The sequence below is a fragment of the Streptomyces sp. NPDC033966 genome (assembly GCF_055575955.1).
On the sequence record NZ_JBVIRQ010000003.1, the window covers coordinates 615,574 to 638,343 of the forward strand.

19 protein-coding genes are annotated in these 22,770 nt (G+C 73.8%); 13 read left to right on the forward strand and 6 right to left on the reverse strand.

From position 1 onward, the window contains the following. Positions 1–39 precede the first annotated feature (39 nt). Positions 40–1,134 (reverse strand): SchA/CurD-like domain-containing protein, encoded by a 1,095-nt coding sequence (locus ACZ518_RS11765; RefSeq protein ID WP_469112858.1) that lies wholly within the window; start codon positions 1,132–1,134, stop codon positions 40–42. A 291-nt stretch (positions 1,135–1,425) separates the two neighbouring features. Between ACZ518_RS11765 and ACZ518_RS11770 the strand changes: the two genes are divergently transcribed. Continuing rightward, positions 1,426–3,060: an FAD-dependent oxidoreductase gene (locus tag ACZ518_RS11770; RefSeq protein WP_469112859.1), complete on the forward strand. Its 1,635-nt coding sequence runs from the start codon at positions 1,426–1,428 to the stop codon at positions 3,058–3,060. A 16-nt stretch (positions 3,061–3,076) separates the two neighbouring features. Here ACZ518_RS11770 and ACZ518_RS11775 read toward each other — a convergent pair whose 3' ends face one another. Continuing rightward, positions 3,077–3,286 carry an acyl-CoA carboxylase subunit epsilon gene (locus ACZ518_RS11775; RefSeq protein ID WP_469112860.1) on the reverse strand — a complete coding sequence of 70 codons (210 nt, stop codon included), beginning with the start codon at positions 3,284–3,286 and terminating at the stop codon, positions 3,077–3,079. A 168-nt stretch (positions 3,287–3,454) separates the two neighbouring features. Beyond that, the gene (locus ACZ518_RS11780) at positions 3,455–5,290 is read right to left on the reverse strand and encodes a glyoxal oxidase (RefSeq protein ID WP_469112861.1); all 1,836 of its coding nucleotides are present in this window, start codon (positions 5,288–5,290) and stop codon (positions 3,455–3,457) included. 427 nt (positions 5,291–5,717) lie between these two features. Here ACZ518_RS11780 and ACZ518_RS11785 point away from each other — a divergent pair, with 427 nt between their 5' ends. The 6 genes from ACZ518_RS11785 (at position 5,718) to ACZ518_RS11810 (ending at position 12,690) form a co-directional block, all read left to right on the forward strand. Continuing rightward, positions 5,718–6,194: a hypothetical protein gene (locus ACZ518_RS11785; RefSeq protein ID WP_469112862.1), complete on the forward strand. Its 477-nt coding sequence runs from the start codon at positions 5,718–5,720 to the stop codon at positions 6,192–6,194. Between the two features lie 138 nt (positions 6,195–6,332). Continuing rightward, the gene (locus ACZ518_RS11790; protein ID WP_469112863.1) at positions 6,333–8,594 is read left to right on the forward strand and encodes a HelD family protein; all 2,262 of its coding nucleotides are present in this window, start codon (positions 6,333–6,335) and stop codon (positions 8,592–8,594) included. Positions 8,595–8,856: 262 nt separating this feature from the next. After that, positions 8,857–10,122 carry a VWA domain-containing protein gene (locus tag ACZ518_RS11795; RefSeq protein ID WP_469112864.1) on the forward strand — a complete coding sequence of 422 codons (1,266 nt, stop codon included), beginning with the start codon at positions 8,857–8,859 and terminating at the stop codon, positions 10,120–10,122. Further along, positions 10,122–10,934 carry a hypothetical protein gene (locus ACZ518_RS11800; RefSeq protein ID WP_469112865.1) on the forward strand — a complete coding sequence of 271 codons (813 nt, stop codon included), beginning with the start codon at positions 10,122–10,124 and terminating at the stop codon, positions 10,932–10,934. The genes ACZ518_RS11795 and ACZ518_RS11800 overlap by 1 nt, the downstream gene beginning before the upstream one ends. 111 nt (positions 10,935–11,045) lie before the next feature. Continuing rightward, positions 11,046–11,963, forward strand: coding sequence for a MurR/RpiR family transcriptional regulator (locus ACZ518_RS11805; RefSeq protein WP_469112866.1), 918 nt, complete (start codon positions 11,046–11,048; stop codon positions 11,961–11,963). Positions 11,964–12,300: 337 nt separating this feature from the next. Continuing rightward, positions 12,301–12,690 carry a hypothetical protein gene (locus ACZ518_RS11810; protein WP_362462246.1) on the forward strand — a complete coding sequence of 130 codons (390 nt, stop codon included), beginning with the start codon at positions 12,301–12,303 and terminating at the stop codon, positions 12,688–12,690. A gap of 19 nt (positions 12,691–12,709) precedes the next feature. Here the strand turns inward: ACZ518_RS11810 and ACZ518_RS11815 are convergent, their stop codons facing one another. Then, complete coding sequence (locus tag ACZ518_RS11815; protein ID WP_469112867.1) at positions 12,710–14,293, reverse strand: phospholipase D-like domain-containing protein; 1,584 nt, start codon at positions 14,291–14,293, stop codon at positions 12,710–12,712. Positions 14,294–14,558: 265 nt separating this feature from the next. Between ACZ518_RS11815 and ACZ518_RS11820 the strand changes: the two genes are divergently transcribed. Next, entirely contained in the window at positions 14,559–15,284 is a 726-nt protein-coding gene (locus ACZ518_RS11820) for a hypothetical protein (RefSeq protein ID WP_469112868.1), read from the forward strand. 106 nt (positions 15,285–15,390) lie between these two features. Then, positions 15,391–15,876 (forward strand): nitroreductase family deazaflavin-dependent oxidoreductase, encoded by a 486-nt coding sequence (locus ACZ518_RS11825; RefSeq protein WP_469112869.1) that lies wholly within the window; start codon positions 15,391–15,393, stop codon positions 15,874–15,876. Here ACZ518_RS11825 and ACZ518_RS11830 read toward each other — a convergent pair. Together ACZ518_RS11830 and ACZ518_RS11835 are read right to left on the reverse strand one after the other, a co-directional pair. Beyond that, positions 15,828–16,361 carry a GNAT family N-acetyltransferase gene (locus ACZ518_RS11830; RefSeq protein WP_469112870.1) on the reverse strand — a complete coding sequence of 178 codons (534 nt, stop codon included), beginning with the start codon at positions 16,359–16,361 and terminating at the stop codon, positions 15,828–15,830. The two genes, ACZ518_RS11825 and ACZ518_RS11830, sit on opposite strands and share 49 nt — an antisense overlap. A 29-nt stretch (positions 16,362–16,390) precedes the next feature. Further along, positions 16,391–19,411, reverse strand: a complete 3,021-nt coding sequence (locus ACZ518_RS11835) for a D-alanyl-D-alanine carboxypeptidase (protein ID WP_469112871.1) — start codon at positions 19,409–19,411, stop codon at positions 16,391–16,393. Between the two features lie 216 nt (positions 19,412–19,627). Here ACZ518_RS11835 and ACZ518_RS11840 point away from each other — a divergent pair, with 216 nt between their 5' ends. Genes ACZ518_RS11840 through ACZ518_RS11855 form a run of 4 tightly spaced genes read left to right on the forward strand, consistent with a single transcriptional unit; the run spans position 19,628 to position 22,726 of the window. After that, entirely contained in the window at positions 19,628–20,050 is a 423-nt protein-coding gene (locus ACZ518_RS11840; RefSeq protein ID WP_469112872.1) for a GntR family transcriptional regulator, read from the forward strand. After that, positions 20,047–20,958: an ABC transporter ATP-binding protein gene (locus tag ACZ518_RS11845; RefSeq protein WP_469112873.1), complete on the forward strand. Its 912-nt coding sequence runs from the start codon at positions 20,047–20,049 to the stop codon at positions 20,956–20,958. The genes ACZ518_RS11840 and ACZ518_RS11845 overlap by 4 nt, the downstream gene beginning before the upstream one ends. Further along, a complete protein-coding gene (locus tag ACZ518_RS11850) occupies positions 20,955–21,908 on the forward strand; it encodes a transporter (protein ID WP_469112874.1) in 954 nt (317 codons plus the stop codon). Before ACZ518_RS11845 ends, ACZ518_RS11850 begins: the two co-directional genes overlap by 4 nt. 41 nt (positions 21,909–21,949) lie before the next feature. Continuing rightward, positions 21,950–22,726 (forward strand): class I SAM-dependent DNA methyltransferase, encoded by a 777-nt coding sequence (locus tag ACZ518_RS11855; protein ID WP_469112875.1) that lies wholly within the window; start codon positions 21,950–21,952, stop codon positions 22,724–22,726. Positions 22,727–22,770 lie beyond the last annotated feature (44 nt).

Genomic DNA, 22,770 nt, shown 5'->3' on the forward strand with positions numbered 1-22,770 from the left:
GGCCGGGTCCGGGGCGTGCCCGGGGCGGGCCCGTCCGGATCAGGACTGCGCCGGGGCCCGGCGGTCGGTGATCAGGTCCATGGGGTGGGGGGCGGCCGGCCCGCCGCCGGGCGTTCCGGCCAGCAGGCGGTTCAGGACCGCCGCCTTGCGGGGCCCCTCGATGCCGAAGCCGGCCGCGAAACGGCCGTCGGCCGGGCCCTTGACGTCGAGGAGGCGCACCACCACGTCGTCGCGCTGGAAGATGCTGCTGCTCAGCACCGGGGAGGTGGGGACCTTCGCGGCCGTCTCGTCCTGGCGGGCCAGGAAGCGGGCGACGAGCGGCCCGCAGCCCGGCTTCGCCGGGTAGAACAGCGCGTGCCGCGTCACCTCGTCGGGCCGCGGTCCGTGCGCGGCCACGTGGTGGACGGCCGGCAGGCCCGCGCGCATGAAGAACATCCGCGCCGACTCCGGGTCGGACAGGTCCCGGTCCTGTTCCAGATAAGGGTTGATGGCCTGCTCGACGGCCCGCACCTCGGGCTGCTCCGACACGTGCCGCAGCGCCGCCGTCAGGTCGCCCTGCACCTCCACGGCCCGCACGACCCGGTTGCCGTGCATGAACAGCGAGGTGCGCAGGAGCCGGGTGTGGTCGTCGACGCGGGCGGCGGGCGAGGAGTACGAGGAGAGGATCTCCGCGACCTTCTCCTCGCTGCCCGGCTTCACCGTGAAGGTCAGCGCGTGCCGGACGACGCCCTCGCCCAGCCGGGGCGCGCCCTGGAGCCGGCCCGACGCCCGCTCGGGCGCCTCGTACCGCTTGCCGGTCTCGCGCAGGACGGTGAAGGTCAGCGGCCGCATCGAGCGGGCGCAGGCGCCCAGCGGCTTCACCTGCGCGACGTGCTCCTCGCTGTTCACCCAGGCGAGGTACTGCGGGGCGCTCTCCCACTCGCTGGTGATCAGCCACTGGGAAGGGTTCGCGAAGGACTGGCAGAGCTGGTCGCCGAGGTGGCCCGGCACCGAGGCGATGTCGTGGCGCAGCTGCTCGTAGGCGTCGAAGAACCGCTGCTGGGCGCCTTCGTGGAGGTCCATCAGCAGGACGACCCGCAGCATGGAGCCGTCGAACGCGGACTGAGACACCCGTTCGGACAGGGTGGTTGTCATCTGCTCACTCCTTCGTGAGGGCCTGGGGCCGGCGCGGGGTCGGTTCGGTGCCCGTGGGCGGCTACCGCCGGTGGCGCGGGCCCGGCGGGCCACGCGGGCCTGCGCGGTGGGGAACGGCGGACGGTGTGGCCCAAGTGGGTCCGCCGCTGTCGCTCATCGTCATCCGGCCGGGTACGGATCGCGACATCTCCGGATCAAGCGGGTGACAAGACGCGACTCGCCAGGGCGAGAACCCTGATCGGGGGCATAAGGCGTCCACTGCCCCCCACACGAAACAGGAGTCCGCAGCCGATGGAAGAGCATGCCGATGTCCGCGTACCGGTCCTCGTCGTGGGCGGTTCCCTCGTAGGCCTCTCCACCTCGCTGTTCCTGAGCCGCCACGGCATCAGGCACATGGTGGTCGAGAAGCACGCCGGGACCTCCGTCCACCCGCGGGGACGGGGTATCAACGCCCGGACGATGGAACTGTTCCGGACGGCGGGCGTCGAACCCGCCATCCGAGAGGAGGCCTCCGCGCTGGAGGCCAATCAGGGCATCCTGCAGACCCAGGCCCTCGTCGGCGGCGAGCACAAGTGGCTCATCAAGGCCGTCGACCCGTCCGGGGCGCTGGCCCGCTTCAGCCCGACCGGCTGGTGCCTGTGCAGCCAGAACAACATCGAGCCGGTCCTGGCCGCGCACAGCCGCGCCCAGGGGGCCGACGTGCGCTTCGCCACCGAACTGATGAGCTTCGACCAGGACGCCACGGGAGTGACCGCCCTGGTGAAGGACCGGGAGACGGGCGAGCACATCACCGTCCGCGCCGACTTCCTGATCGCCGCGGACGGCCCGCGCAGCCCCGTCCGCGAGGCGCTCGGCATCCGCCAGACGGGCAACGGCGAGCTCTTCCACAACGTGAGCATCGTCTTCCGCTCGGAGCACCTCGCCGAGGCCCTCGGCGACCTGCGCTTCATCGTCTGCTACCTGATGCGGCCGGGCGCCGACGGAGCACTGCTGCCCGTCGACAACGAGACCCAGTGGGTCTTCCACGCCCCCTGGCACCCGGAGACGGGCGAGACCCTGGAGGACTTCACCGAGGAGCGCTGCGCCACGCAGATCCGCGAGGCCATCGGGCTCCCCGACCTCGACGTGGAGATCGGCGGCAAGGCCCCCTGGCACGCGGCCGAACGGGTCGCCGAGCAGTACTCCGTCGGCCGGGTCTTCGTGGTGGGCGACGCCGCCCACGAGATGTGCCCGACCGGGGCCTTCGGCTCCAACACCGGCATCCAGGACGCGCACAACCTCGCCTGGAAGATCGCGGCGGTACTGAACGGCTCCGCCGGCCCCCGCCTGCTCGACAGCTACGAGGAGGAGCGCCTCCCCGTGGCCCGTGCCACCAGCGAGCGCGCCTCCGCCCGCTCGGCCGAGCACAGCCACCCCGGGTACGTGCCCCCGCCCACCATGGGCGGCGGCCCCGGCAGCGGGGTCCTCACCACGGCCATGGGCTACTGCTACCCGAAGGGCGCCGTCCTCGGCGGCGACCCCGCACGGCCGGTCATCCCGGAGGAGATGCGCCTCAAGGGCGACATCGGCACCAGGGCACCGCACATGTGGCTCACCCAGGCCGGCCGGCGGATCTCGTCGCTGGACCTGTACGAGACCTCGTTCGTGCTGCTCAGCAGCCCGGGCACGCCCTGGCAGGAGGCGGCCGGGCAGGTCGCGCGGGAGCTCGGCGCGCACCTGGACGCCTACACCGTCGGCGCGGCGCCGGACGCCGACCTGGTCCAGCCGGACGGCGCGCCGGGCTGGGACCGGCTCCACGAACTGCCCGCCGACGGCGCCGTCCTCGTACGCCCCGACGGGTTCGTCGCCTGGCGCTCCGAAGGCCCGGCCGCCGACCCGCGCGGGGAACTCATGGACGCCATGACGCGGCTGCTGCGCCGCTCCTGAAGGACACCGGGCCCGCTCAGCGGCAGGCCCAGCACCCCGCCCAGCAGCCGTGGCCCGCGGGCCGCGGCTGCGGGCGGTGGTGCGCGCCCCGGCCCGGCCGGGGCGGGGCCTGCGCGGCCCGGCCCGCGAGGCAGGCGACCACCACCGTGATCGCGGCCAGTTCCTCGGGCTCGGCATTGCCCCGGTGGATCCGGAGCGGCCCGGCTATGGAGACGTCGCTTCCCATCGGTACGGCCTCTCGTCGGGAGACCCCCCTGACCCGGACCTCCGGGTCCGTCCGGGCCGGTGGCCCGGGTGCTGACGACGCTACGAGCCCCCCGGCGGCGTGTCGTGCCGGGGGGCCCGCCGCACACCCATCCGGGCGACACGCCCGGCGGGTGCCCTGGTCAGGGCGTCAGCGCAGGCCGAGCTTCACCCATTTGGCCGTACTGGGCACCCCGCGCGCGTCGAGCAGGAACAGCATGTAGTACCCGGGCGGGGCGTCCGCCGCCGTCGGCGGGGTGCGCAGCCCGACGGCGTCGCCGCGCACCCCGGTGACCGGCAGCTCCAGGTGCCGCTGGCTGGTGTTCACCGCGTGGGTGACGGTGGTCGGCGCCAGCAGCACGGCCCGCCGGACGGCGGCGGCGGTGGAGCTGCGCACCTCGAAGGCTGCGCCGTGGGCGAGTTCGCCCCGGGGCGCGCGGTCCAGGGCCGGCCGGGCGCCGCCCTTGTGCAGGTACGCGGGCTCGTAGATCTCGATGCTGCCGTCCATCGAGTCCCGGATGTCGGGGTCGTTGGCGATCTGCTGGAGCTCGTCACCGGTCACCATCACCCGCCCGTCGGGCATCACCAGGGCGTTGGAGTGGTAGCCCCGCGGCAGCCGCTGGGCCGGGCCGAGCCGCCAGCGCCCCTTGGCGTCGCGCAGCTCGGTCTGCCGGTACTTGAGGTCGGCCTTGGGGTTGAAGGGGCCGTTGCCGTAGTCGCGGGTGCTCAGCGCCCCGTTGACGGTCAGCAGGGTCGCGTCCGGCAGGATCAGGGTGTCGTCCTGGGTGCGGCCGAAGGCCCGGGGCCGCTCGGTGGTCCACCGGCCGCCCGCGAGCCGGTAGGTGTTGGGGTCGTGCGGGTCCCCGCCCAGCACCAGCACGGAGTCCGGCCCGCGCAGCCCCGCCGGGAGCGGCACGGCGGACCCGTAGCCGCGGAAGTCCGCCGGGCGCCGGGGCAGGTCGCGGCGTGTCTCCTCGACCGGGTCGAAGAGCCACTGCTGGTCGGCGTCCCGGCCCAGCCCGTAGATCATGCCGTCGCGCAGCGAGAACAGGTGGGGGTAGTCGTTGCGGAAGGGCGCGTCGGCCCGGAACCGGTCGACCGCGATGTCCAACGGGATGTCGAACGGCCGCCACGGCACCGGCAGCCCCTTCGCCGGGAACCGCTCCACCACCGGTGTGGGGGTGCCCGTGCCGCGCTCGGACTGGCCGGACATGATGATCTGGCGGCCGTCGGCGCCGGTGACGGCCGACGGGTACCAGCGGCCCACCGACATGTCCCGGTTGCGGTACCAGTGCTCGGTCCACGGGTCGAAGACGAAGGACAGCTTCGCGCCGCTGCCGCCCTTGCCGCCGCTGTTGCCGCCGAAGACCGCGAGCATCCCGTTGGGCAGGAAGGCGTGCCCGGCGCAGAAGAACGGGGCGGGGCGCGGGGTGTACGTGCCGTCGGGCATCAGCACCGTCGGCGGCCGGACCTCCTTGAAGGCCCGCGCGCCGGTGCCCTTGGCGGGGTCCCAGAGGAAGGCGCGGCCCGCATTGGTCCGGCCGATCCGGTCGGTGGGGCCGGTCTCCTTGGTGGGGTCGGTCTCGACCCGCTCGAAGGAGAAGAGCAGCACCTTGCCGGTCGGCAGCTGGGCGAGGTGGACCCCGAAGTCGGGGGAGGGGAAGAACTCCGCGAACCTCCCCGATTCCGCCGGGCGGAAGGCCTTGTTGGCCAGCGCCTGCGATGCGGTGAGCGCGGCCAGGCTCGCGGTCCGGGTGGCCTGCCGGTACTCGCCGGCGCCCCGGGCGGCACGGCGCCGGTCGGCGTGGGCCTGCGCGTGCTCCTCGCCGATCAGGGCCGCCTCCCCGGCCGTGACCTCGGCGTCGGTGTCCGCGCGGTCGTGGGCCGGCGCGGCCGCGGGGGCCGGCGCCGACAGGAAGACGGCCGCGGCCAGGGCGGCGGCCAGGGCGGCGGAGCGGGCGGCGGACCGGTGTGCTGCTCGGGACATGCGACTCCTCGGTGTGCGACGACCGCCGGGACGGGAGGGACGCCATGCTAGAAGATCACGTGCATATCACCTCATATGACGCGGGCCGGCTGCCTCGTACGGGTGCCCCTCCACGGACCGGTCCGCCCGTATCGGGACAATCGGTGGCAGCGCGCCCGGCTCCGCGCGGGTGCGGGGCTTCGGCCATCCGGAGCGGCCGGGGCGTCCGCCCGCCGGCCGGCGACCGGCCCGGCAGCCGCTCCGCGCGCCGTGATCACGCCAGCCGCGTACGGGCCGGCCCGGCGCGCGGGCCCGTACGAAACATGCCACCGGCACCTGCACGTCCTGGACGGGTGGATATGCCGCGTTGTTGGGTGATGTCGCGCTTCAGTTCCCAAAGGTCCCTTCGGTGAACGGGGCGCCCTGTCCGCATACTTGAGGAGCATTCATGCGCATGGTCCGTTCCGCGCTCGCGCTCGCCGCCACGTCGCTCGTGCTGGCCGCCGCCGTCAGCCCGGCCTCCGCCGCGACCCCGCAGCCGGCCCCGAAGCCCGCCAAGTTCTGCGCCCTGGTCGTCGACACGGGAGAGGGCGGCTGCTTCGCGACCAAGGCGGAGGCCGCCTCGCTCGGCGCCGCCGCCGAGTACAAGGACCTCGGCAAGATATGGAGCGACACCAACTCCGGCGGCAGCGAGTTCACCTTCCGCGGCAGCGTCGGCTGCAACTGGCGCTACCCGGAGTTCAACAGCCTCTCGAAGTGGGGGTGGAACGACACGGTGAGCTCCGCGCAGGGCATCACCTGCCCGATCACCCTGTGGGAGCACGGCGACTTCCGGGGCGCCCACCAGACCTACTACGGCTACAACGCCTACGTCGGTGACGGAATGAACGACAAGGCCTCCTCGGTCAGCTTCGACCTGCGCTGACCGGAAAGGCACACAAAAACGCCCCGGATGAATTGACGTCCGGGGCGTGCTTCCGCGTATATTCGATGGTTCACGCTCTCTGCTGAACGAGGGCGTGGCGAAGCTTTACGGGGACATCGTATCGCGCTGGGAGCGAAATTGTCAAACACCGAATTTCAGAGCGAGCAGGAATTCATCACCGAGCTCTACGCGCGCCTCGAAGACCTGCGGGACCAGGCCGAACGGGCAGTTCAGGGCGCCCTGGGGGAGGCCGGTACCGGCCTCCAGGCGCGGCTGGAAAGGGATGTCCTGGTCGCCGAGCAGTCCGGTCTGCTTTCCGCCCTGAACTCCGCCGAACACGGTCTGTGTTTCGGCCGGCTGGAGTTCTCCGACGGCCGTGACCACCACATCGGCCGAATCGGGATCAGACAGGACGACGCCGAACGCACCCCGCTCGTCCTCGACTGGCGCGCCGACGCGGCGCGCCCCTTCTACCTGGCCACCGGACACGTCCCGATGGGCCTGCGCCGCCGGCGCCACATCACCACCCAGGGACGACGGGTCACCGCCCTGCACGACGAGATCCTCGACCTCGCCGACACCGAGCGCACCGGCTACGAGGGCGCGGACGCCGACGCCGTGCTGCTCGCCGCCCTCGACGCCGCCCGCACCGGCCGCATGCACGACATCGTGCGGACCATCCAGGCCGACCAGGACCGCATCATCCGCTCCCCGCACCAGGGCGTCCTCGTCGTGGAGGGCGGCCCCGGCACCGGCAAGACCGCCGTCGCCCTGCACCGCGCCGCCTACCTCCTCTACGCCCAGCGCGAGCTGCTCGCCAAGCGCGGCGTGCTGATCGTCGGCCCCAACCCCGCCTTCCTCGGCTACATCGGCGAGGTGCTGCCCGCCCTCGGCGAGACCGGGGTGCTCCTCGCCTCCCCCGGGGACCTGTACCCGGGACTGCGGGCCACCGGCACCGACCGCCCCGGCGCCGCCGCCGTCAAGGGCCGCGCGGCCATGGCCGGCGTCCTCGCCCGGGTCGTCGCCGACCGGCAGACGCTCCCCGAGGCCGTGCCCGCCGGCAGCGGCGAGGACAGCGCCGTGGTCCCCGAGCCGGCACTGGAGATCGACCACGACGACTACGGCACCCTCCTGCTCGACCGGACCATGGCCCACGCCGCCCGCGACCGGGCCCGCACCACCGGCCTGCCCCACAACCTGGCCCGCCCCTACTTCGCGTTCGCGGTCATCGACGCCCTCACCGAACAGCTCGCCGACCGGCTCGGCGCCGACCCCTACGGCGGACCCAACCTGCTCGGCCCCGACGACATCGCGCAGCTCGGCAAGGAGATCGCCACCAGCTCCGAGGTGCACGCCGCCATCGACACGCTCTGGCCCCACCTGACCCCCGAGCAGCTGGTCACCGACTTCCTCGCGGACCCCACCCACCTCCCCGCCGAGGACGCCGGGCTGATCCGCCGCACTTCGGGGGAGTGGACCCCGGCCGACGTCCCGCTCCTCGACGAGGCCGCCGAACTCCTCGGCGTCGACGACAGCGCCCGCGAGGCCGCCGCCGCACGCGACCGGCTGGAGCGCGTCGCCTACGCCCAGGGCGTCCTCGACCTCTCCCAGGGCTCGGAGTCCTACGAGTTCGAGGACATGGAGAACGAGTACCTCGCCGCCCACGACATCATCGACGCCGAGCGGATGGCCGAACGCCACGAGGAGGCCGACCACCGCACCACCGCCGAACGCGCCGCCGCCGACCGCACCTGGGCCTTCGGCCACCTCATCGTCGACGAGGCGCAGGAGCTGTCCGAGATGGCCTGGCGACTGCTGATGCGCCGCTGCCCGACCCGCTCCATGACCCTGGTCGGCGACCCCGCGCAGACCGGAGACGAGGCCGGCTGCGGCTCCTGGAAGCAGATCCTCGACCCGTACGTCGGCGACCGCTGGGAACACGTACGGCTCGGCGTCAACTACCGCACCCCCGCCGAGATCATGGAGCTGGCGGCCGGAGTGCTCCGCGCCCACCGGCCCGGCTTCGAACCGCCCCGCTCGGTGCGCTCCACCGGCGTACGCCCCTGGGTGCGGACTGCGGCCGACCTCCCCGGCGCCGTCGCCGGGGCCGTGCACGAGGACGCACCCGCCGAGGGCCGGCTCGCGGTGATCGCCCCGCGCCCCCTGCACCCGGCCCTCGCCGCGGCGCTGCCCGGCGTGCAGTCGGGGGAGCAGCCGGACCTCACCCGGCCGGTGGTCCTGCTGGACGCCCGCCAGGCTAAGGGGCTGGAGTTCGACACGGTGATCGTGGCCGAGCCCGCGGACCTCGCCCCGAGCGACCTCTACGTCGCCCTCACCCGCGCCACCCAGCACCTCGGGGTGGTGCACACCGGCCGCCTCCCGGAAGGCCTGACCGGCTGACGGACCGGACGGGCCCCCACGGACGGGACGGGACCGGCCGCACCCACCCGGTGGCAAGTGGCCGGACTCGCCCCCCTCCAGGCCGGAGCGGTTCCCCGCCCTGGAGGCCGACCCGGCCGGCGGCCCCCTGGAATGGATCCCGGGCAGCCTGATGCACGCTGTGACCCGGCTGCCGGCGCGCTGGTAGCCGGCCCCGCCGGGGCGGAGACCGCCTGCCGGTACGCGTTTTGGATTGGTGACGGATCCTCAATACGATCCGGCGATGATCACAAGAAAACGACTGGCGGCAGGGGCCTGCGGCCTGTTCGTCGCCTTGACCGCGGGACTCCTCCCGTCGACCGCGGCCGCCGCCGACGGACCGGCGAAGGAGCCGCCGAAGGTCGAGCTCGTGCTCGACGTCAGCGGCTCCATGCGCGCGAACGACATCGACGGACAGTCCCGCATGGCCGCCGCGAAGCAGGCCTTCAACGAGGTCCTCGACGCGGTACCCGACGAAGTCCGCCTGGGCATAAGGACCCTGGGGGCCACCTACCCCGGTGACGACAGGGCGCTCGGCTGCAAGGACACCAAGCAGCTCTACCCCGTCGGCACGGTGAACCGCACCGAGGCGAAGACCGCCGTCGCCACCCTCGCGCCGACCGGCTGGACGCCCATCGGGCCGGCCCTCCAGGCCGCCGCCCAGGACCTGGAGGGCGGCAACGCCACCCGCCGGATCGTCCTCATCACCGACGGCGAGGACACCTGCGCCCCGCTCGACCCCTGCGAAGTGGCCCGCGAGATCGCCGCCAAGGGTATCCACCTCGTCGTCGACACCCTCGGCCTCGTCCCCGACGCCAAGACCCGCGCCCAGCTCACCTGCATCGCGGAGGCCACCGGAGGCACGTACACCTCGGTGACCCACACCGCCGAACTCTCCGGCAGGGTCAGACAGCTCGTCGACCGCGCCGCCGACCCCGTCGCCACCCCGGTGGCCACCGAGGGTGCCAAGCAGTGCGAGAGCGCCCCGCTGCTGAAGGCCGGCCTCTACAGCGACCGCGAGACCTTCGGCGAGCACCGCTGGTACAAGGTCGACGTCCGCCCCGGCCAGGAGCTGCGCGCCTCGGTCAGCATCGGCGCCGACCGGGCCGTCAACAACGACTACGGCGTGCTGCTGCGCGCGACCACGGTCCACGGGCGGGAGATCGTGCGCGGCTCCGAGGCCGGCGACGGCCGCACCGACGTGATCTCCACCGGCCTGCGCTACCCGAAGCCCGAACTCGACGGGGACGACGCGGAGAAGACCGAGACCGTCTGCCTCCAGGTCAGCAACTCCTTCGCCGCCGGCCCGGCCGTCAAGACCGCCCCCGGCATGCCCCTCGAGCTGACCGTCGACCTCGTCGACGGCCCCGACGGCGGCTCCGACGCCGCCTCCTTCGGCCTCGGCCGGGGCTGGTGGCTGATCGGCCTCCTGGTGCTGACCGGCCTGCTCGCCGGTCTGGTCTGGGGCTGGATCTCGCGCTGGCGCATCTCCGTCTGGAGGACCAACTGATGCGTACCGTACGCACCCTGACCGCCGCCCTGCTGGCCGGAGCCGCGCTCCTGGCCCCGGCGGCCGCCGCCACCGCGGCCCCGAGCCCCACCCCCACGCCGAGCGCGAGCGCGGGCGCGGGCACCGGCAAGGACGGCAAGGCCCCGACCGAGGCCGGCACGGGCTTCCGCACCGCGGCGCTCTTCAGGCCCGGGCAGAAGGCCACGGCCTCCGGGTCCACCGGCGACTACCTCTACTGGGCGTTCCCCGCCGACACCGGCCAACGGGCCACCGTACGGGCCTCGGTGACGCTCCCGGCGTCCGCCGCCCGGCACGGCGCGCAGACGTGGCAGCTCGACGTGTACGACGGCCTGCGCCGCCGGCAGCCCTGCATGTACGGGCACCAGAGCACGGCGGCGGCCAAGGACGCCGCCACCGTGGAGCTCACCTGCACCCTGCGCACCGTCCGCTCCGGGGCCGAGGCCTGGTCCAACGACCCCCTCCCGGGCAGCTACTACGTCCGCCTGACGGTCGTCGGGGCGCACGAGGAGGACCTCGGGCTGCCCGTGAAGGCGCAGGTCGAGGCCGAGATGAAGGAGACGGGCGGGGCCCGGGCGGTGGACGCGGCCCTGGCCGAGCCCCTGGTCCCGGGCATCGCGGGCGCCTCCGAGCAGCAGCGGGAGGCGCGCGCCCCGGAGGACGGCTGGTCCGGCGGCTGGTGGTCCGACCGCTGGCTCTGGACGGCCGCCGGCGGGGTCCTCGGAGCCCTCGCGGGCATCTACGGGTACTCCCTCACCCGCGGCTCGGGCCGCCCCTCCAGGCCCCAGGCGTGACCGGTCGCCGCCGTGCCCGACGGGTGCGGCGGCAACCGCCCCCCAAATGATCATTCGGCCACGGAGCGTGGGCTATGTTGGAGGGAGAGTGACGTAAGAAGGAGGCCGCCGGTGTCATCGGGGCAGCAGGCACGCGCGCAGGCAGCCGCGATCACGCCCGGCGGGACCCCGCCGGGGCAGGAGAAGGCGCCGGCCGACCGGCTCCTCGCGCTCTTCGACGGCCACCGCCTCTCACCCGGGCAGCGGCGGATCGCCCAGTACCTGATCGACCACCTCACCGAGGCGGCCTTCCTGTCCATCACCGAGCTCGCGGAGCGCGTGGGCGTCAGCCAGCCCTCGGTGACCCGGTTCGCCTCCTCGCTCGGCTTCAGCGGCTATCCGGCCCTGCGCGACGTGCTCCAGCCCATCGCCCTGTCGGCGGTGGCCGGCACCCCGGACAGCCGGGAGCAGATCCGCCGCAACGAACTGCAGGCCGCCGTCGACGCCGAGATCGAGAACCTGGAGCACGTGCGCCGGCTCCTGGCCGACACCAACCAGGTACTGGACATCGGCCGCGAGCTGGCCCGCTCCGTGCCGCTGACGGTGCTGGGCCTGCGGATCTCGGTCTCGCTCGCGGAGTACTTCGCCTACGCGGCCCGCCGCATCCACCCCGACGTCCGCCTCGTGACCCGAGGCGGCAGCGTGGCCTACGACGCCCTGCTCCAGTGCCGGGCGGCCGGCGGGACCTGGGTGCTGGCCTTCGCGATGCCCCGGCACGCCAACGAGACCCTGGCCGCCCTGCGCGCGGCCCGCAGCACGGGGCTGAAGGTCGTCCTGATCACGGACCCGACCGTGGGGCCGCTGGTGGAGGCGGCCGACATGGTGCTGACCGCCGGTACCGGCTCCCGGCTGGTGTTCGACTCGTACGCGGCCCCCGGCATGCTCTCCGCCGCCCTGCTCCAGGCGATGGCCGACGCGGACCCGGAGCGGACCCAGGCGCGGCTCGAACAGTACGAGCAGGTCGCCGACCAGCACGGTTTCTTCCTGTAGGCACCGGTTCGACTCCTCGTGCACCCCGCGCGTGACGGTCAGATATTCAGAGCCGGGACGTGCATGAAATTTTTCATACCCTTGATTACTCGACGGTATATATGTTTACTGACGGCGGCGCTCCGGATCCCTCAGACGCCAAGGCGGACGTTTCCCCACGTCCGCCTCGAACGGCCACCCAGTACGCCGAACCTCCTCACGGCGGGACCGGGTGCCGCGTCGAGGCTTGTGGATCCCCCGGAGGAGCGCCCCTGGCGGCCTCGGTCAACCCCTGGGCCGAGGCCGCCCCCCCCGCAGTCTCTCGATCAGAGTTCCACACCCCTCGGAAGTGACGAGAATGCCCCAGACGGCCACCCTCACGCGCAGCCCGGACTGGCCCCTGCAGGTCAAGGCCCCCGGCACGCACGACTGGGAACGCAGCGCCACCCGCTGGCTGCGGGACCTCCTCCCGGCCCGCTACGGCAGCTACCTGACGCTGACCCGTCACCACGCGCTGCTCGCGCGGCACGTACAGCTCCAGCTCCAGCACGAGATGCGCGCGGTCCGCGTGGCCCTGCACACCAGCCGGGCCGAGCTGCCGACGATGGGCGTCGCCGAGTCGGTCATCGAGAACACGATCAGGATGTACGCGATCGAGCTCGAACAGCTCGGCCGCCTCTCCCGGGGCGCCCGCCTCGTCTCCGAGGCGCTGCTGCTGGCGGCCACCCCGGGTCAGCGCAGGCGCTGACCCGGAGCCGGCCGGGCCGTCAGGCCTGGCAGAGCCCGCGCGCGTAGTCGTACGTCGCGGTCGCCTGCGAGTACTTCCACTGCGGAGCCAGCAGGGAGTCCTTCAGCTGGTTCGCGGCGGCCGGGCTCTCGACGACGTAGCCGAAGTCCTGGAGCCAGGACGGGTACAGGTTCTTCGAGCCGATGTAGAAGGCCGCGTCGTCCACCGAGACCAGCTTGTGGTGCTGGGCGTACGGCTTCCCGTCCGCCCACGTCGCCCTGTCCGAGGCGCGGAAGGTCGCCAGCTGGAGGTTCTGGCACATCGCGGCCTTCGACTTGCGCTCGTCGCCGGTCAGGGCCGTGAGGCGCCCGCGCAGCGCGTCGCTCACCTCGCTCAGCGACTTGATCTGCGAGTAGCCGTCGCTGCCGACCGCGCCGCGGTTCGCCGGGTCGCTGACGACGATGCGGACCTTCACGCCGGCCGCGAGCTTCGCGGCGAGCGTGTCGTAGAGCCGGATGTCGTAGCGGGGCAGCGGCGGGCAGGTCGCGTTCAGGTCCTGCTGGGAGATCTCGATGTGGCTGTTCGCGCCGGCGACCAGCGCGCGCAGGGCGCTCTCCTCCGGGTTGACCGTGTCGTAGTCCCGGTCGGCGTTGGTGTTGTCGTGCACGCCGATGCCGCACTTGGTGTCGGGGGCCGTCGGCAGGACCGGCTTGAACGCCGACGCCGGGTCGCTCTGGCGGATGCCGACGCCGAGGCCGCCCACCGCGATGGCGGGGACGTCACCGCCGGCGGGGGCGGCCGGCCGGGGCAGGGTGGGCATGCAGCCGGCGTTGCCGGAGGAGGCGAACCAGACGCTGCTCCAGCTGGACTTGTTGCGGCAGGTCCAGTCCCACAGGGTGTCGAGGTAGCGGCCGGCGGAGCCCGCCGCCGGACCGGACAGCGCGAGGTCGACGTCGTTCACCGGGTGGGCGGTGTCGAGGTAGTCGTCCTTCCAGCTGTTGATGCCGCCGGTGATCACCGAACCGCCGTCCACCACCACCAGCTTGGAGTGGTTCCAGGAGAAGGCGGTCTTCGAGGTGGTCATCGAGGCCACGTTGAGGGTGACGTTCGCGGCCGCCGGACCCAGCTTGGCCACCATCTCGTCGCGGTACGAGGACGGGATCACGTTGGCGTGATAGATCGGCGCGGCGCCCACCAGGATGCGGACCTGGAGCCGGTTGCCCTTCTGCACGGCCTCCTTGAGTCCGGCCACGATCGCGTCCTGGAAACCGCCGTTGGGGAACGGTGCCAGGGTGGATATGTCCACGCTCTGCCGGGCCTGGGCGATGTCCTGCCGGGTCTTCTCCAGCAGCCGGCGCGAGCCCGGGCGGTCGGCGCAGGACGGGTCGCCCCAGCAGCCGGGGGTCTGGAGCAGCCAGTCGGAGCCGCCGGGGGCGGAGGCGCCGAGGCTGTTGCCGGCGGTGCGCTCCCAGACCGAGCCTTCGAGGCCGGGGGAGACCTGGCGCAGGGTCTGCTCGATCGAGTCCAGGTGCGGGGTCGGCGAGTCGGCGAAGGCCGGCGCGGCGGGGAGCAGGGCGAAGGAGAGGGTGAGCGAGAGGGCCGTCGTGCGGACGGTGCGTGCCAATGTGGTTCCTTGGTACTGGGGGGTGGCTCCGGCCGGGCGGCATGGTGAATCCGGGCCCCGGCCTTGATCAACTCGCGCAAGTTACCAGCCCGTAAGCCCTTGTTCATCCGGGCACGGTCGCCTTCCGGCCACCCCGGCGCACGCTCGGCCGGGTCCGTTGGGTGCCCGTCCGGCCGCCCCGCCCGGCCGCGTGGCCGAAACCAGCTGCCGGAATCCAGCCGTCCGATTGGCTGGGCCCTCGCCCGCGGGATAGGATCATGGCCGGATGGCCGAGACCCCGACGCCCGTGACCGCCCAGTGGCCGCCCGCCCCCGAAGGCTCGACCGCCTGGCTGGCCGAGCTCTGCGAGGACGACGGCCTCACCGGATTCATGCCCCCCGGCCTGCCCGACGCGGCCTGGGTCTTCCACTCCATGTACGAGCACGAGCAGGGCCCGGTCAAGGCGCCGGACGCCGCCGGAGACGGCCTCGGCCGCGCCGAACACCCCGGCCCCGGCTGGCGCCGCCTGCGCTGGACCGAACTGGCCCGGCGGCTCGGGGACCCCGTCGCCACCCCGGAGCTGCCGCCCTGCTACCGCAGCTTCCCCTCCTTCAAGGCGGAGCCCGGCCGCCCGTCCGGCATCTGCTGGCCCACCGAGGGCAGCCTCGACCGCGAGAGCTGGAACCGGCTGGTCGGGATCCTGCTGCGGCACAGCCCGCAGGGGGCCGGCACCCCCGTCCTCGCCTACTACAACCCGCTGACCCTCGGGGCCTGGGACTTCGACAACCTCCACGTCCGCGCGGGCCGCCTGGGCGACGCCCAAGCCCTCTACGACTACCCCGAGGCCGAGTTCAGCCCGGCCAACCTCTGGGCCGCGGACCGCTCGTGGGTCGTCTGCACCGACTACGACCTGTGGGCCTCCAAGGTGGCCGGTCCCGCGCCGCTCGTCGAAGACCTCCTGGGCGATGCGGAGCTGGAAGCGCTGCGGATGCCCCCGGCGCCCTGGAACTGAACCGGGGCCGGAGACCGCCGGAACGGCGGTCTCCCCTTTCGCGCGGGGCTCGTGCTGGAATGTCCCCACTCAATCCGTACACGGCAACGGCGATGGGGTGAGCGCGATGCCTCTTGAGGGCGAGTACGATCCGAGTCCGGCCCAGTGGGTGCGCGAACAGGTAGAGCTGTACGAGAGTTCGGGCGGCACCCGGGGCACGACGCTCTGGGACACGGGTCTGCCGGTCGTCATCGTCACGATGCGCGGCGCGAAGAGCGGCAGGATCCGCAAGATTCCGCTGATGCGCGTGGAACACGAGGGGCGGTACGCGGCGGTGGCCTCGAAGGCCGGCTTCCCGAGCCACCCGGCCTGGTACTTCAACCTCAAGGCCCACCCGCAGGTGGACCTCCAGGACGGCGCCGAACGCCGGCGCATGACGGCCCGTGAGCTCATCGGGGACGAGAAGGCCCGGTGGTGGCGGCGCGCGGTCGCCGCGTATCCGCCGTATGCCCAGTACCAGGAGAAGACCGACCGGGTGATCCCCGTATTCGTACTCGAACCCGGTCAAGGGGCCGGAGCGCCGCTCCGAGGGGCGTCCGCCGGTGCCGCGTAACAGCGTACGGAGACCGGCCGGTCCGGCCCCCAGTGCTGCTCGACGGTCGCCAGCAGGCTCCAGCCGAGGCGCTCGTACAGCGCGGCGGCCGCGGTGTCGGAGGCCACCACGTCGAGCACCGGGTGCAGCCCGAGCTCCCGCGCCCCGCGCACGGCCCGGCCCATCAGCAGGGCGCCGATCCCGTGTCCGCGCGCGCCGGGCGCGACGAACAGCCGGCTGACGACGGCCACCCCCTCCACGGGCGTCCCCGTCCGCCGGGTCCACAGCTCCGGCGCCGAGTCGCCCGGCCCGCCGCGGCACAGGCCGATGTGGCCGGCCACGCGGCCGTCCCGCTCCGCGACCCAGCTGCCGAGCAGGCCGGGCGGCGACAGCCAGTCCCGCGGCCGCTCGGGCCAGTCCACGGGGTAGCCGTCGCCGTGGTGGACCTCGGCGAGTGCGCGCACGCACGCGCCGAGGTCCTCTGGTTCGCGCTGCCGTACGTCCATCCGGTCATGCAAACACAGCGGGATCCGCCTCAGGACAGGCGGGTGACCCTGGCGCCGAACGAGGGCTCGACGAGGTCGGTCCCCACCGCGACGGGGACGCTCTTGGCGCCGTCCCCGTCGCCCACGGTCAGCACGCCGACCTCCGTCCCGGCCTTGGCCTCGTGCGGGAGCGGCTTCGCGCCCGCGCCGAGGGAGAGCCGCAGCTGCTGGCCCGGTACGCCGATCACGGTGAGGTCCTTCACGGCCACGAGCGGGGTCGAGCCGCCGAGCCCGTCGGACACGTGACCCACCAGCTGCCCCTTGCGGATGACGGTGGCCGGGGCGAGGGCGTTGCGGACCGCCTCGATGACCTTGCGGCTGTTCTCCTTCACGAGGGTCAGGCTGTTGGCGCCGTCGGGGTCCGGGCCCTGCACGTGCTGGTCCATCATCGTGCCGAGGATCAGCGGGGTCTCGCCCCCGACGGTCTTGTACGCGGCCCACGACAGGGTGCCGCCGGCGGGGGTGCTCGATCCGGTCTTGATGCCGTTGATGCTCAGACCGGCGAGGAGCAGGCTGCCGTTGTTGTTGATGAGCGGCTCGGACAGACCCTCGATCGGGGCGCTGGCCATCACCACGACCGAGCGGAAGGCCTCGTCCTTCATCACCGCCTCGGCGAGTTTCAGCTGGTCGACGGCCGTACTGACGGTGCCGGAGTCCAGGCCGCTGGGGTCCGTGTACGTGGTGTCCTTCATGCCGAGTTCCTTCGCCGCGGCGTTCATCTTCGCGACGAAGGCGGCTTCGTCGCCACCGGTGTCCCAGCGGGCCAGCAGGCGGGCGATGTTGTTGCCGGACGGGATCATCAGCATCTTGATCATGTCCAGCTGGCCGAACTTCTGCCCGGCGGTGAGCCCCATGATCCGGGACTCGCTCCCGGCGTTGCCTTCGGCCACCGCCTTGGCGTCGACCTCGATCTTCGGGCCCGGGTCGTTCTTGCGCAGCGGATGGCCCTTGAGGATCACGTACGCCGTCATCACCTTCGCCACGCTGGCGGTCGGCACCGGCTTCTGCTCGCCGAACGTGCCGATGTCGCCGGAGCCGGGTACGCGCACGGCCGCCTGGCCCTTGGCCGGCCAGGGGATGGGGGTCGAGCCTTCGAGGGTGTGCGAGGTCTGCGTGGTGACGAACTGCGGGGCGGGCAGCGGGCGCAGCATCTGGGCCCCCGCGACGGCGGCGCCGAGCAGCAGCACGATCGGCGTCCACACCTTGACGCGGCGCGCGAGGGTGCGGCGCGGGGTCTCCGGCGGGGGAGCGGTGTTGGTCAGCTCGGCCAGCAGTTCGAGCGGCGGCAGCGGGGCCTCGCGGGTGGGCTCCAGAACGACCGGCGCGGGGCGTTGCGCGGGGCGTTGCGCGGGCTCCGGTTCCGGCTCCGGCCTCGGCTTCGGAGGCCTGGCGGCGTCGGGGTCCTTGAGCGCGACGAACTCGCTGGTCCGCTCGGGGTCGTGCGGTTGCGCTGCCGCGCCCTCGGGCGCGGGCCGGGCGGCTGCTGCCTCCGGCTCGGCCTTGGCTCCGGCTCCGGCCGTGGCCGGGGCGTGGTCCGGCGACGCATCGGCGGCCGGACCGCCCTCGGGCGCGGGCATGCCGGCCCGCTGCCGCGCGGGCGTGCGCGGATCCGGCTTCTCCTCGCCCTTCGCCCAGGACGGGCGGGGACGTTCCTTCGCGTCGGCGGTGGTTGCGGGGGCGTCACCCGGCCGGTCGTCCTTCCGCGCCCACGAGGGGCGGGGAGGCTCGTCGGCGTCCCGCGCGGTGGCGTCGTCCTCCTCCGGCCGGTCCCTTCCGGGCCGGGCCGGAGCGCCGGCCCGGCCCGCCGGCTCCGCGTCAGCGCCCGAACGGGCGGGCTTGCCCCGCTCGGGGACGGGTTCCGCCGGCGGCTCGGTGCCGCCCGAGGTCTTCCGGGCGGCGGAGCCCCGGACCTCCGGCCCGTCACCCCGCCCGCTCCCGGTGTCCGGAGCAGTCCCCTCGCGCCCGGCCGGCGCACGGGTGGCCGTCTCCTGCCCGGCATCGGGTTCGCCGGCGTCGACCCGGAGCCGCCCGGCGCGGGCCGCCGCGCGCGCCTGCTCCGGTTCGCCGTCCGCCTTCCCCTCGGCGGGGACGTCGTTCTGCGGCCCGGACTCGCCATCGGCCGGCCCCGGCTCGGTGCCGGGGCCGGTCGCGTCGCCACCGGCGCGGGCGTCGGCGGCCTCCTCCCGGGCGGGGATGCCGTCCTCCGGGTCCCGGGTGGTCATCTCCTGCCGGGGGCGGGGGCCGCCTGCCGACTCGTGGCCGGATCCGGCCGGCTCCTGCGCGGTGGGGGCGGCGGCCTTCCCCCCGGCGGGGGTGTCGTTCCCGGACTCCGCGTCGGCGTCCTTCGGCCCGTGCCCGGCCGGGACGCCGGACGGGGCTTCCCCGCTCCCGGGACGGCCGTCGGCGGCGGCCGGCCGCCCGGCTGGGGCGTCCTCCTCCGACCCGGCGTCGGCGTCGTTCGCCTCGTACCCGGCCCGGGCGCCGGCGTCGGTGTCCTCGCTCCCCGCACGGGGGCGGGCGTCAGCCCCCCGCCGGGCAGGGGTGCCGGCTCCGGAGTCCCGGTCGGCCTCGGCAGGCTTCTCCGCCGGGGAGGTGGCGGCCTCCCGTCCGGCGGGGGTGCCGTTCCCGGAATCCGCGTCGGCGCCGGTCGCCTGGCGCTGGGCGAGGGCATCGGCGGGTCCCCGCTCGGCACGGGTGACGTTCTCCGACTCGGTGTCAGCGTCTTTCGCCTCCCGCCCGGTCCGGGCGCCGGCCGGGGCTCCGCGCCCGGCCCGGGGGTCGGCGGGGGCCTCCTGCCCGGCGCGGCCGTCGGACTCCGATTCCGCGCCGGCCGCCTCGCTCCCGGCCAGGGCGCCGGCGGGGGTGTCGGTTTCCGACTCCGGGCCGGCGTCCTTCGGCCCGTGCCCGTCCAGGGCACCGGCCGGGACGCCGGCGCGGGGGCCGGTCCCCGGCTCACTGTTCTCCGGGCCCCGCCCGGTCCGGTCGCCGCCCGCCACCGTTTCCGCCTTCATCCACGCCCCACCTTGCTGTTCCCATCCGGCTGCGCCGGTTCTCGCCGTCACGTCCGCGCGGCCGTCACCGGCCCCGCCGATCACCTAGATGCCCGGCCCGGCCTCCGCGTTCCCGCCTCGGCGGGCTGTGACGGTTCGGTCATACTCCGCCGGTTTGACGAGCCCTCACCAAGTCTGCACTATTCCACTAACGTGTTAGTGGAATGAGGTGGAGGCATGGAGTTCCGAGTAGACCGGCGCAGCGGCGTCGCCACCTATCTGCAGCTCGTCACGCAGGTCAAACAGGCCCTGCGGCTGGGCGTGCTGGAGCCGGGCGACCGGCTGCCGACGGCCCGGGAGGTGGTGGCGGCCACCGCCATCAACCCCAACACCGTCCTCAAGGCGTACCGGGAGCTCGAACGCGAAGGGCTCGTCGAACCGCGCCCCGGAGCGGGCACGTTCGTCCGCCGCTCCCTCTCGCATCCCGGCGCGGCCCCCGATTCGCCGCTGCGCCTGGCCCTGGCCGCCTGGATGGCACGGGCCCGCGAGGAGGGACTGGACCGCGAGGACATCACGGCGCTCATCGCGGCCGCCGTGGACGAAAGCTTCAACCCCTCCGGGCCCGCACGGCCCGGACAGTCGAGAGAGGAAACGGCGTGAGCGATCCGACCCACGCGCCGGCACTACGGGCCACCCGGCTCGGGCGGGAGTTCGGCGGCCACCGGGCCCTGCACGCGTGCGACGTCGAGCTGCCCGCGGGCCGCGTCACGGCCCTCGTCGGCCCCAACGGCGCCGGCAAGAGCACCCTGCTGCAGCTCGCGGCCGGTCTGTTGCGGCCGACCAGCGGGGAGATACGCGTCTTCGGCGAGGCCCCCGGCACCCCCGCGGCCCGCCGGCGCACCGCCTTCCTCGCCCAGGAGAAGCCGCTGCACGCGGGGTTCACCGTCGCCGACACCCTGCGCACGGGCCGCGAGCTCAACCGCGGCCACTGGGACCAGGACGCCGCCGAGCAGCTGCTCACCGGCTCCGGCATCCGCCGTGGTGCCCGGGTCGGGTCGCTGTCCGGCGGCAACCGGACCCGGGTCGCGCTGGCCCTCGTACTGGGCAAGCGTGCCGACCTGCTGCTCCTGGACGAGCCGCTGGCCGACCTCGACCCGGTCGCCCGGCACGACGTGATGGCCCTGCTCATGACCCGGGCCGCCGAGCAAGGCACCGGCATCGTGATGTCCTCGCACGTCCTGGCCGAACTGGAGGACGTCTGCGACCACGTGGTGCTCCTCAAGGACGGTGCCGCCCGGCTCTGCGGGGACGTCCAGGAGCTCCGCGAGGCCCACACCTGGATCACCGGCAGGGCCGACCCGGCCGAGCCCGACGGACTGCCCCGCTCCGTCGACCGCGGCGGCGTCGTGCACTCCGCCGTCGGCGGCCGCCAGGTCACCGCGCTCGTCCGTACGCCGCCGCCGGACGACGACGGCCGCTGGATCACCGAGACCCCCTCCCTGGAAACCCTGTTGCTCGCCCACCTGCGCGCCCCCCGCCCCGCCGCCGAGAAGGAGGCCGCCGCATGAAGGGCGTCCTGTGGCTGGCCTGGCGCCAGCAGCGCCTGATGATCCTGTCCGCGCTCGCCCTGCTGGCGCTCTGCGCGGCGTACGTGGCGTACCGGCGCTCCGGGATGACGGAGCTGATCGACGCCACCGGCTGGGTGCCCTGCCCCGGCTGGAACGGGGGCTGCGAGAGCCCCGCCACCTTCCGGATCATGCAGGGCAACTCCGACGGCATCCGCGCGCTCGGCGCCCTCGGCATCGCGGTACCGGCCCTGATCGGCGTGTTCTGGGGCGCCCCGCTCATCGGCCGGGAGCTGGAGACGGGGACGTTCAAGCTGGCCCTCACCCAGGGCGTGGGCCCGCGCCGCTGGTTCGCGGCCCGGTTCGGTCTCGCGGCGCTGGTCGCCGTACTCGTGGCGGCCGTCGTCGGAGGGCTCGTCGCCTGGTGGTGGCTGCCCATCGCCAACACCCTCGACGGCCCCTACTGGCACGACGCCCCCGTCTACAACGCGACCGGCCCGGCCCCGGTGGCCTGCGCCCTGTTCGGCCTCGCCGCCGGAACCCTCGCGGGCCTGCTGGTGCGCCGCGTGCTGCCCGCCATGGGCGCGGCCCTGGCCGCCATCGGCACCGCGATGGTGTTCGTGACGTACTTCCGCACCTCGTGGATCGCCCCCGAGACCCGGATCACCCCCGGCGACACCCCCAAGCGGCTCGTCGGCAGCGCCTGGTCGACCGGGCAGTTCGGCTACGTCACGCCGGACGGCCGCGAGCACTCCATCGAGAAGGTCTGCCAGACGTCCGGTGACGAGATGAGGGCGTGCATGGCCGAGCACGGCTTCACCGGCCGCTACCACAAGGTCTATCCCAGCGGCGACTTCTGGACCTTCCAGTGGATCGACACCGCCCTCTACCTCGGGGCCGCGGCCGCGCTCGTGGGCCTGACCCTCCTCGTCCTGCGCCGCCGCACGGCCTGACCGCCGCGCCCGTTCTGTCCGCACCCCAGGGGGGACCCCTCATGGCCACCAAGAAGAACCTCACCGCCAACCGCGCCGGCCTCGGCCACAAGGTCCGCTACGCGCTGGGCAACCCGACCCGCGTAGCCCCCTACGTACGCCGTGCCGCGCGCGACCGGTGGCTGCGCCTCAAGCACCCCGACCACGTGGGCTACTACCGCGCCGTCATGGCCTCCGACACCGGCCGCGACCCGGAGGCCGCCGTCGGCAGCCGGACCCACGAGCGGTGGCTGGCCCTCGGCAAGATGCAGTTCGACTACCTCATGGCGCACGGCCTCACCCCGCGCCACCGGATGCTCGACATCGGATGCGGCAACCTCCGTGCGGGCTGGCGCTTCATCGAGCACCTGGAGACGGGCCACTACTACGGCATCGACATCTCGCCCGACATCCTCATAGCGGCCAAGGGGACGCTGACCGGGCGGGGACTCCAGGACAAGCTTCCGCACCTGACCATCACCCAGGACCTGACCCTGGACTTCCTGCCCGACCGCCACTTCGACGTGGTGCACGCGCACAGCGTGTTCTCCCACTCGCCGATCGGGATCATCGACGAGTGCCTCGCCCACGTGGAGCGCGTCCTCGCGCCCGGCGGCTGGTTCGACTTCACCTTCGACCGCACCGAGGGCACCGAACACCAGGTCCTGCGCGAGGACTTCTACTACCGCACCCAGACCCTCGTGGACCTCGCGGCCGGGCACGGGCTGAAGGCCCGCTTCATGGACGACTGGGAGGAGCTCGGCCACGGCCAGTCCAAGATCCGCGTCACCGCCGCCTGACGGCGGCCCGGCCCGGGCGGGGGGCAGGTGTGACGGCTTCCCGC

Excerpts from the sequence above, each read along its gene's own strand:
- ACZ518_RS11785 (WP_469112862.1), top strand. The coding sequence starts at position 5,718 with ATGCGCATGGTCCGTTCCGCGCTCGCGCTCGCCGCCACGTCGCTCGTG.
- ACZ518_RS11825 (WP_469112869.1), top strand. The coding sequence starts at position 15,391 with ATGCCTCTTGAGGGCGAGTACGATCCGAGTCCGGCCCAGTGGGTGCGC.
- ACZ518_RS11810 (WP_362462246.1), top strand. The coding sequence starts at position 12,301 with ATGCCCCAGACGGCCACCCTCACGCGCAGCCCGGACTGGCCCCTGCAG.
- ACZ518_RS11855 (WP_469112875.1), top strand. The coding sequence starts at position 21,950 with ATGGCCACCAAGAAGAACCTCACCGCCAACCGCGCCGGCCTCGGCCAC.
- ACZ518_RS11820 (WP_469112868.1), top strand. The coding sequence starts at position 14,559 with ATGGCCGAGACCCCGACGCCCGTGACCGCCCAGTGGCCGCCCGCCCCC.
- ACZ518_RS11795 (WP_469112864.1), top strand. The coding sequence starts at position 8,857 with ATGATCACAAGAAAACGACTGGCGGCAGGGGCCTGCGGCCTGTTCGTC.
- ACZ518_RS11850 (WP_469112874.1), top strand. The coding sequence starts at position 20,955 with ATGAAGGGCGTCCTGTGGCTGGCCTGGCGCCAGCAGCGCCTGATGATC.
- ACZ518_RS11800 (WP_469112865.1), top strand. The coding sequence starts at position 10,122 with ATGCGTACCGTACGCACCCTGACCGCCGCCCTGCTGGCCGGAGCCGCG.
- ACZ518_RS11775 (WP_469112860.1), bottom strand. The coding sequence starts at position 3,286 with ATGGGAAGCGACGTCTCCATAGCCGGGCCGCTCCGGATCCACCGGGGC.
- ACZ518_RS11830 (WP_469112870.1), bottom strand. The coding sequence starts at position 16,361 with ATGGACGTACGGCAGCGCGAACCAGAGGACCTCGGCGCGTGCGTGCGC.
- ACZ518_RS11765 (WP_469112858.1), bottom strand. The coding sequence starts at position 1,134 with ATGACAACCACCCTGTCCGAACGGGTGTCTCAGTCCGCGTTCGACGGC.
- ACZ518_RS11835 (WP_469112871.1), bottom strand. The coding sequence starts at position 19,411 with ATGAAGGCGGAAACGGTGGCGGGCGGCGACCGGACCGGGCGGGGCCCG.
- ACZ518_RS11780 (WP_469112861.1), bottom strand. The coding sequence starts at position 5,290 with ATGTCCCGAGCAGCACACCGGTCCGCCGCCCGCTCCGCCGCCCTGGCC.
- ACZ518_RS11840 (WP_469112872.1), top strand. The coding sequence starts at position 19,628 with ATGGAGTTCCGAGTAGACCGGCGCAGCGGCGTCGCCACCTATCTGCAG.
- ACZ518_RS11770 (WP_469112859.1), top strand. The coding sequence starts at position 1,426 with ATGGAAGAGCATGCCGATGTCCGCGTACCGGTCCTCGTCGTGGGCGGT.